This window comes from Pseudonocardia sp. McavD-2-B (assembly GCF_024124365.1).
GTDB lineage: Bacteria > Actinomycetota > Actinomycetes > Mycobacteriales > Pseudonocardiaceae > Pseudonocardia > Pseudonocardia alni.
Map to the genome: position 1 here is coordinate 1 of NZ_JAMXSG010000263.1, position 8296 is coordinate 8296.

The 8296-nt window shown below is 74.8% G+C and carries 7 protein-coding genes and 1 pseudogene; 3 read left to right on the forward strand and 5 right to left on the reverse strand.

Annotated elements, in window-relative coordinates:
* Positions 1-386 precede the first annotated feature (386 nt).
* The 3 genes from NH602_RS25135 to yaaA all read right to left on the reverse strand — a co-directional run bounded on the left by NH602_RS25135 (position 387) and on the right by yaaA (position 2820).
* A complete protein-coding gene (locus tag NH602_RS25135) occupies positions 387-1313 on the reverse strand; it encodes an RIO1 family regulatory kinase/ATPase (protein ID WP_253069080.1) in 927 nt (308 codons plus the stop codon).
* 247 nt (positions 1314-1560) lie between these two features.
* Entirely contained in the window at positions 1561-2031 is a 471-nt protein-coding gene (locus NH602_RS25140; RefSeq protein WP_253069081.1) for a hypothetical protein, read from the reverse strand.
* A 39-nt stretch (positions 2032-2070) separates the two neighbouring features.
* Positions 2071-2820, reverse strand: a complete 750-nt coding sequence (gene yaaA / locus NH602_RS25145; protein WP_253069082.1) for a peroxide stress protein YaaA — start codon at positions 2818-2820, stop codon at positions 2071-2073.
* A gap of 276 nt (positions 2821-3096) precedes the next feature.
* On the opposite strand from yaaA, the gene NH602_RS25150 reads away from it, so the two are divergent.
* Positions 3097-4407 carry a bifunctional o-acetylhomoserine/o-acetylserine sulfhydrylase gene (locus NH602_RS25150; protein ID WP_253069083.1) on the forward strand — a complete coding sequence of 437 codons (1311 nt, stop codon included), beginning with the start codon at positions 3097-3099 and terminating at the stop codon, positions 4405-4407.
* Positions 4408-4432: 25 nt separating this feature from the next.
* Positions 4433-5569 (forward strand): homoserine O-acetyltransferase, encoded by a 1137-nt coding sequence (locus NH602_RS25155; protein ID WP_253069084.1) that lies wholly within the window; start codon positions 4433-4435, stop codon positions 5567-5569.
* 46 nt (positions 5570-5615) lie between these two features.
* Here NH602_RS25155 and NH602_RS25160 read toward each other — a convergent pair whose 3' ends face one another.
* Positions 5616-6038, reverse strand: coding sequence for a PPOX class F420-dependent oxidoreductase (locus NH602_RS25160; protein ID WP_224403181.1), 423 nt, complete (start codon positions 6036-6038; stop codon positions 5616-5618).
* Positions 6039-6104: 66 nt separating this feature from the next.
* Between NH602_RS25160 and NH602_RS25165 the strand changes: the two genes are divergently transcribed.
* Positions 6105-7850 (forward strand): proline--tRNA ligase, encoded by a 1746-nt coding sequence (locus tag NH602_RS25165; RefSeq protein ID WP_073578139.1) that lies wholly within the window; start codon positions 6105-6107, stop codon positions 7848-7850.
* 63 nt (positions 7851-7913) lie between these two features.
* Here NH602_RS25165 and NH602_RS25170 read toward each other — a convergent pair.
* A pseudogene (locus NH602_RS25170) lies at positions 7914-8296 on the reverse strand (hypothetical protein); the annotation flags it as partial.

An 8296-nucleotide genomic window follows, 5' to 3' on the forward strand; every position in this document is an offset into this window, starting at 1 on the left:
GTCGTCGCGCCGGGCCGACCCGCGGTGGGCGCCACCGTCGCCGGACGGGCCGGACGGGCGGGTGGCCCGCCGGCGGGCGGGACGGTCGGACGTGGTGCCGGCGTCGGACGACGGCGGGCGGAACTGCGGCCTGGTCAAGACAGGTCTCCTCGAGAACGTGGCACGTCCTGCGGAGACCTCGGGGGAGGTGTGCTCGGCCGACGGGCCCGGGCGCGGCGGCGCGTCGTCGCGGTGCGCGCTCCGTGATGGAAGGGCTCGGCCCGGCGGCTCTGGCGGCCGGGCGCTCGTCGATCCACACTACGCGCCATACCCGTGCTGCCCGGTGCCGGGCCGCCGGGACGCGACGCGTGACGCCGCGTCGCGCCCCGGGGGAGCGGCGGGCCGGGTCAGCCCAGCAGGGTGCGTTCCCGCAGCTCGGCGAGGAGCCGCCCGGGTGCGGCGGGGTCGAGCCCGCGGGCGACGAACCACTCGCCGATGCGTCGGACGTCACGGTCCAGGAACTCCGGTCCCTGCGGGTTCCCGACGACGTCGACGACCTGTGGCAGGTCGATCAGCACCGCCCGGCCGTGGTGGACGAGCACGTTGTAGGCAGACAGGTCGCCGTGCGCCCAGCCGAGGTCGGCGAGCACGCCGAGGGCGTCGACGAGGTCGTGCCACAGCGCGGTCAGCGCGTCCGCGTCCGGGCGCAGCGCGGCGAGCCGGGGTGCGGCGCGCCCGTCGGGCGTGCCGAGGAACTCCAGCAGGACCTCGGTCCCGTCGACCGACACCGGGTAGGGCACCGCGGCGCCCGCGGAGTGCAGCCGGGCGAGCGCGGCGAACTCGGCCGCCGCCCACTGCCCGGCGATGAGGTCGCGGCCCAGCGCGGTGCGCTGCGCCATCGCCCGGGTCTCCCGGGAGCGGCGGACGCGGCGCCCCTCCAGGTAGCCGGCGTCGCGGTGGAACATGCGGTGCGCGGGGTCGCGGTAGCGCTTGGCGGCGAGCAGCACCCCGTCACGGCCGGGGAGGCCGCGTCCGACGAGGTGCACGTCGGCCTCCTTGCCGGTCTTGAGCACCCCGCGCTCGTGGTCGACGGCGCCGGCGTCGGTCACCAGCCAGCCGGGGTGGGGGTGCGGGCCACGGGCACCGGCGGGCAGCCCGGGCCAGGTGGACCAGCGGTCGCCACCGCCGGGGACCTCGGCGGTGTCGGGGTCGTGCCCGGCCCGGCCGTCCAGGGCGAGCGCGGCGGTCTCGGCGCGGCCGGGACGGGGGCGGGGCTCGTCGTCGTCGAAACGGCGGCGACGGCGGACGGGATCGGGACGGTCGGAGGAGTACACGTGCGGCTCCGGAGGCGGCAGGGAGTGCCGCGCGGAGCCGGTCCTCAGGGACCGGTCGTGCCGCGCGACGGGGACGGTGCGGGCGGGCACGCGCTGCGCACCCGGACACGACGGACGGCCATCGGTACGCACCTCCCCGCTCGCACCGCGCGGCCCTGCCGCGCCACCGGTCCCTCCGGCCGGTGGCGACCCTGCCGGACGCCGTCCCGGCCCGCCACCGGTTTTCCGTGCCGCGCGGACCCTGCGCTCAGCCGAAGGCGCTGAGTGCGCCGAGCCCGATCGCGGCGAACAGCGCCGCCCACACCACGACGGCCACGACCTGCCAGACCACGACCTGCCGCCGGTCCAGTCCGGCAGCGACCATCCCGAACGCGGTCACCGAGATCGCCATCAGGGTCGGGGCCAGCAGCGAGGCGACCGGGACGCCGTAGCGGTCCACCCGGGCGGTCACCTTCTGCCGCCGTTCCGACGGCGGCCGCGACGCGCGGCGGCCGAGTCCCCGCCGGGCCCGGTCGCCCAGCCGCACCGCGACGACCAGGGCCAGCACGTTGCCCGCGATCGCCCCGGCGGCGGCGAGGAGCACCGGCATGCCGGTGACCGTCCCGACCAGCGTGCCCGTGTAGGACTCCAGGAACGGCACCACGCCGATCACGAACACCGCCAGGAACTGCCACACCGGGCCCACGGCGGCGACCCACAGGTTCAGCTGCTCGACCATGCCCGGATCATGCCGTATGTCCGACTCGGTGTCCGGGGTTCAGGCCGGGATGACGAGATCCAGGTGGTCGCCGTCGCGCTCGACGAAGTGTCCCGCCCGCCGCGCGATCCGGGCCACCGCGCCGGCGTCGGCGGGCTCGGCCCGGGAGGTCGCCAGCAGCCGGGCCAGGCCTCCCTTGTGCGACTTGTTGTGGTGGCTGACGACCGACCGGCTCCCGTCCGGTCGCCGGGCCAGCACGTTCACCGTCACCGCGCCGGGGACCGTCCCGAGCGCGGCGTAGCCGCCGGAGCGGAGGTCGACGACGAGCTCGCCGTCGGCGATGCGGGCCAGTAGCGGGTCGAGCGCCGGGCGCCAGCGCGCGGCCAGGGTGCCCGAGCCGGGCAGCTTCGAGCCCGCCGAGAGCCGGTAGGGCGGGATCGGGTCGTCGGCCCCGAGCAGTCCGAACAGCGCCGAGCACACCGCGAGTCGGGATCGGGCCCGGTCCCGGGTGGCGCGGGTGAAGGAGCCGGCGTCGAGGGCGTCGTAGAGGACCCCGGTGTAGCGGTCCAGCGCGGGCAGCGTCGGGTTCGTGCGCAGCGCGGCGTTGCGGTCGATCTCCGCGTCCTGGCGCTGCGACACCCCGAGCGCGGCGCGCGCGGCCGGACGGTCGCCTGCCAGTGCGACGAGCTCGTCGCAGAGGTCTGTGCGGACGGGGCCGAGGTCGGCGTCGTGGGAGAGCCCGGCGAGGTCGAGCGGCGGGCCGTCGCCGCCGTCACGCTTGGTCTCCGAGGGCGGCAGCAGGACGAGCACGGCGCATCAGACTAGTGATCGCCGCGCGCGGCCGTTGTGCCCGCCGGGGGACCGCACTAGGTTCGGGCCCGTGACCTGCCTGGTGGCGCGCATCCACGTCGACTGCATGCGGATCACGAGCGCGGCCTGTCGCCCCTGCCGCTGACCCGCGCTCGTCCGAGGGCCCACGCACGCGTCCGCCCCGCCACAGCCCCTCCACCGCCGCGATCGACCGACCCGGGCCCGGCCCGCCTCGGCACGCTCACACCGGCGGTCGACCCGAAGAGGAGTCCCACCGTGACCGACCCCGACACCACCGCCAACTGGTCGTTCGAGACCAAGCAGGTGCACGCCGGCGCCGCACCCGACCCGACCACGAACGCCCGGGCCACGCCGATCTACCAGACGACGTCCTACGTCTTCCGCGACACCGACCACGCCGCGAACCTGTTCGGGCTCGCCGAGTTCGGCAACATCTACACGCGGATCATGAACCCCACCCAGGACGTGCTGGAGCAGCGCGTCGCCGCGCTGGAGGGCGGGGCCGCGGCCCTGGCCGTCGCGTCCGGGCAGGCCGCGCAGGCGCTCGCGGTCCAGAACATCGCCGAGGCCGGGGACCACATCGTCTCCAGCGCCTCGCTCTACGGCGGCACCTACAACCAGTTCCACTACACCTTCCCGAAGATGGGCATCGAGGTCACCTTCGTGGAGGACCCCGACGACCTGGAGGAGTGGAAGGCCGCGATCCGGCCGAACACCAAGGCCCTCTACGGCGAGACGCTGGGCAACCCGCGCGGCAACATCCTCGACATCGCCGCCGTCGCCGGTGTCGCGCACGACGCCGGGGTCCCGCTGATCGTCGACAACACCGTCCCGACCCCGTACCTGGTGCGGCCGATCGAGCACGGCGCCGACATCGTCGTCGAGTCACTGACCAAGTTCCTCGGCGGCCACGGCACCTCGGTCGGCGGCATCATCGTCGACTCCGGGAAGTTCGACTGGGTCGCGAACAAGGACAGGTTCCCCGGCCTGACCAGCCCGGACCCGAGCTACCACGGCGCGGTGTTCACCGACGCCGTCGGCCCGATCGCCTACATCATCAAGGCCCGTGTGCAGCTGCTGCGCGACCTCGGCCCGGCGATCTCCCCGCAGAACGCGTTCCTGATCATCCAGGGCATCGAGACGCTGTCGCTGCGGATGGACCGGCACAACCAGAACGCCCAGGCGCTGGCCGAGTGGCTCGAGGCCCGCGACGAGGTGGAGCAGGTCCACTACGCCGGTCTCCCGTCCAGCCCGTGGCACGCCCTCCAGCAGAAGTACCTGCCCAAGGGCGGCGGCGCGATCGTGGCCTTCGAGCTGCGGGGCGGTGTCGAGGCGGGCAAGAAGTTCGTGAACGCCCTCGAGCTGCACAGCCACCTCGCCAACATCGGCGACGTCCGCAGCCTGGTCATCCACCCGGCGTCGACCACGCACAGCCAGCTCTCCGCGGAGGAGCAGCTCGCCTCCGGCGTGACCCCGGGCCTGGTCCGGCTGTCGGTGGGCCTCGAGGGCATCGAGGACCTCAAGGCCGACCTGGACGCCGGTTTCCGCGCCGCGAAGGGCGCCTGAGAGCGGATCTGATTACCTGGTGTCCGTGAACGACTTCGAGCTCCCTCCCGCCAGTGGCGCCTGGCGGGAGGGGGACGACCCCGGCCGCCGCCACTTCCTCGACCTGCCCGCGCCGCTGAAGCTGGCGGCCGGCGGGGAGCTGCCGGGCGTGCGCCTGGCCTACGAGACCTGGGGCGAGCTCGCGCCGGACGGTTCCAACGCCGTCCTCGTCCTGCACGCCCTCACCGGCGACGCGCACCTGGAGGGTCCGGCCGGCCCCGGGCACCCGACGTCCGGTTGGTGGCCCGGGCTGATCGAGCCGGGCGGCCCGCTGGACCCGGCCCGCTGGTTCGTCGTCGCACCGAACGCGGTCGGCGGCTGCCAGGGCAGCACCGGTCCGGCGTCCCGCGCGCCGGACGGGCGGACCTGGGGCAGCCGGTTCCCGACGGTCACCGTGCGGGACACGGTCGTCGCCGAGCAGTACCTGGCCGACGCGCTCGGCATCGACGCGTTCGCCTGCGTGATCGGCGGCTCGATGGGGTCCATGCGGTCCCTGGAGTGGGCGGCCACCGAGCCCGACCGGGTACGGCGGCTGTTCCTGCTCGCCGGGCCCGCGGCGTCGACGGCGGACCAGATCGGCTGGGCGAGCCCGCAGATCCAGGCGATCACCGGCGACCCGCACTGGCACGGCGGCGACTACCACGACACGCCGGAGGGGCCGTGGCGCGGACTCGGCGTGGCCCGCCGGATCGCGCACCTGTCCTACCGCTCGGGCTACGAGCTGGCGACCCGCTTCGGCCGCGACCCGCAGCCGGGCGAGGACCCGCTCGACGGCGGCCGCTACGCCGTGGAGTCCTACCTGGACCACCACGCGCACAAGCTCGTGCACCGCTTCGACGCCGCGTCCTACGTGCGGCTGACCCAGGCGATGAACCACCACGACGTCGGCCGCGACCGGGGCGGGGTGACCGCGGCGCTGTCGCGGGTGAGCGCCCGCACCTACGTCGCCGGGGTCACCTCCGACCGGCTCTACCCGCTCGCCGAGCAGCAGGAGCTGGCCGACGGCATCCCCGGCGCCGACCCGCTCAAGGTGATCGACTCGCCGTACGGGCACGACGGGTTCCTGGTGGAGACGCCGACGGTGGCCCGGCTGCTGGCCGAGCTGCTGGACGAGGCGGTCTGAGCCGCCGGGACCGCGTCCACCGGGCGCGGCCACGGCCGGAACGCCGTCAGCCCAGGTTCTCCCCGTAGACGCGCTGCACCCGCATCGTCATCAGCACCCGCCGGTCGCGGACCATGACCTCGCGGTACTCGTCCCAGTCCGGGTGCTCCCCGGCGGCGGCGCGGTACCAGTCGACCAGTGCCTGCACGGCGGGACCGTCGGGGGAGTCGTCGGGGCCGAGCAGCTCCACCGGGCCCTCGGCCGTCGCCCAGGAGCGGCCGTCGGTGCTCTCCACCGACAGCGCCGCCCGGGGGTCCCGCCGCAGGTTCGCGGTCTTCGCCCGCCCCTCGGTCATCGACACCTGCACCGTCCCGGCCGCGCGGTCGTAGTACGGCGTCACCGGCGACAGCTGGGGCATGCCACTGCGCTTGATCGTCGCGAGGACGCCCTGGCGTGCCCCCGCGAGCAGCTCGTGCTGTTCGTCTCCCATGCCCCGAGTCTGCCCGCTCCGGAACCGGGATGAGCGGCACCGGGGCCCCTCGCTACCCTTCTGCAGGTGTTGACCCGGATGTCGTCGCTGTTCCTGCGCACCCTGCGTGAGGACCCGGCCGACGCGGAGGTACCCAGCCACAAGCTGCTGGTCCGCGCCGGTTATGTCCGTCGCGTGGCCCCGGGCGTGTACTCCTGGCTGCCGCTCGGTCTCACGGTGCTCCGCCGCGTCGAGAAGGTGGTGCGCGAGGAGATGGACGCCATGGGCGGCCAGGAGATCCAGTTCCCGGCGCTGTTGCCGCGCGAGCCCTACGAGACGACGAACCGGTGGACCGAGTACGGCCCGAACCTGTTCCGCCTCAAGGACCGCAAGGGCGGCGACTACCTGCTCGGCCCGACCCACGAGGAACTGTTCACCCTCGCGGTCAAGGGCGAGTACTCGTCCTACAAGGACTACCCGGTCATCCTCTACCAGATCCAGAACAAGTACCGCGACGAGGAGCGCCCCCGCGCGGGCATCCTGCGCGGCCGCGAGTTCCTCATGAAGGACTCCTACTCCTTCGACCTCACCGACGAGGGACTGTCGGAGTCCTACCGCAAGCACCGCGACGCCTACGTGAAGATCTTCGACCGGCTCGGGCTGCGCTACGTGATCGTGTCCGCGACCTCGGGTGCGATGGGCGGCTCGGCGTCGGAGGAGTTCCTCGCCGAGTCCGAGACCGGCGAGGACACCTTCGTCCGCGGTCCCGGCGGCTACGCGGCCAACGTCGAGGCCGTCACCACGCCCGCGCCCCCCGCGGTCCCGCTCGACGGGCTGCCCGCCGCGCAGGTGCACCACACGCCGGACACCCCGACCATCGAGTCGCTGGTGACCTTCCTCAACGCGCACACCGAGCGCACCTTCACCGCGGCCGACACGCTGAAGAACGTGCTGGTGAAGACCCGGCAGCCCGGCGCGGACGAGTGGGAGCTGCTGGGGATCGGCGTCCCCGGCGACCGCGAGGTCGACATGAAGCGCCTGGAGGCGTCGCTGGAGCCCGCCGAGGTGGCGCTGCTCGACGAGGCCGACTTCGCCCGCAACGGGTTCCTGGTCAAGGGCTACATCGGGCCGGGCGCGCTCGCCGCGAACGGCGTCCGCTACCTCGTGGACCCGCGGATCGTCACCGGCACCGCCTGGGTCACCGGCGCGGACAAGGCCGACCACCACGTCGTCGACCTCGTCGCGGGCCGCGACTTCACCCCGGACGGCACGATCGAGGCCGCCGAGGTTCGCGCCGGGGACCCGTCCCCGGACGGCACCGGCGTGCTGGAGGCCGCCCGCGGCATCGAGATCGGGCACATCTTCCAGCTCGGCCGCAAGTACGCCGACGCCTTCTCCCTCGACGCGCTCGGCCCGGACTCCAAGCCGGTCCGGATCACGATGGGCTCCTACGGCATCGGTGTCTCCCGGCTGGTCGCCGCGATCGCCGAGCAGTCCCACGACGGCTCCGGCCTGGTGTGGCCGCGGTCGGTGGCGCCGTTCGACGTGCACCTCGTCGTCGCGGGCAAGTCCGCGGAGCTGCTGGCGGGCGGCGAGGCCGTCGCCGCCGAGCTGGAGGCCCAGGGCCTGTCGGTCGTGCTCGACGACCGCAAGGCGAGCCCCGGCGTGAAGTTCGCCGACGCCGAGCTGATCGGCGTGCCGACGATCGTCGTCGTCGGGCGGGGGCTCGCCGACGGGAAGCTGGAGCTCAAGGACCGCGCCACCGGCGAGCGGAGCGAGATCGACCGCGCCGGTGCCGCCGAGCTCGTCGCGGGGATCGTCCGCGGGGCCTGAGCGGCACCGCCACCGCACGGGCGGGTCCCTCGCCGGAGGGGCCCGCTCCGTGCGTTCCTCCGGTCAGCCGGGGCGGACCGCCGAGGCGGCGAGGTCGGTGAGGGCCGAGCGGGGTACCGCGTCGCCCGGACCGCCGCCCGCATCCGCAGCGACGACCAGCATCGCGACGCCGACCGACCCGTCCCGGGCCTGGGTGCGGGGGACCGCCAGCACACCGACCGCGCCGTCGGTGGCGCGGCACCCGCCGGCCCCCGACGCGGTGCCGTCGGTGCGGACCGTGGCCTCGACCCACGTCCCCGGTTCACCGCTGCCCGGACGTGGTCCGGGCGGCCCGACCGCCACCTGCGGTGCGGAGCCGGCGTAGGCCGACTCCCCGGCGCCGCGGGCGAACGCCTGCGCGGCCTGCTCGACCGTCGTCCCGGCCGGGACGGCGACGAGTGCGGCCG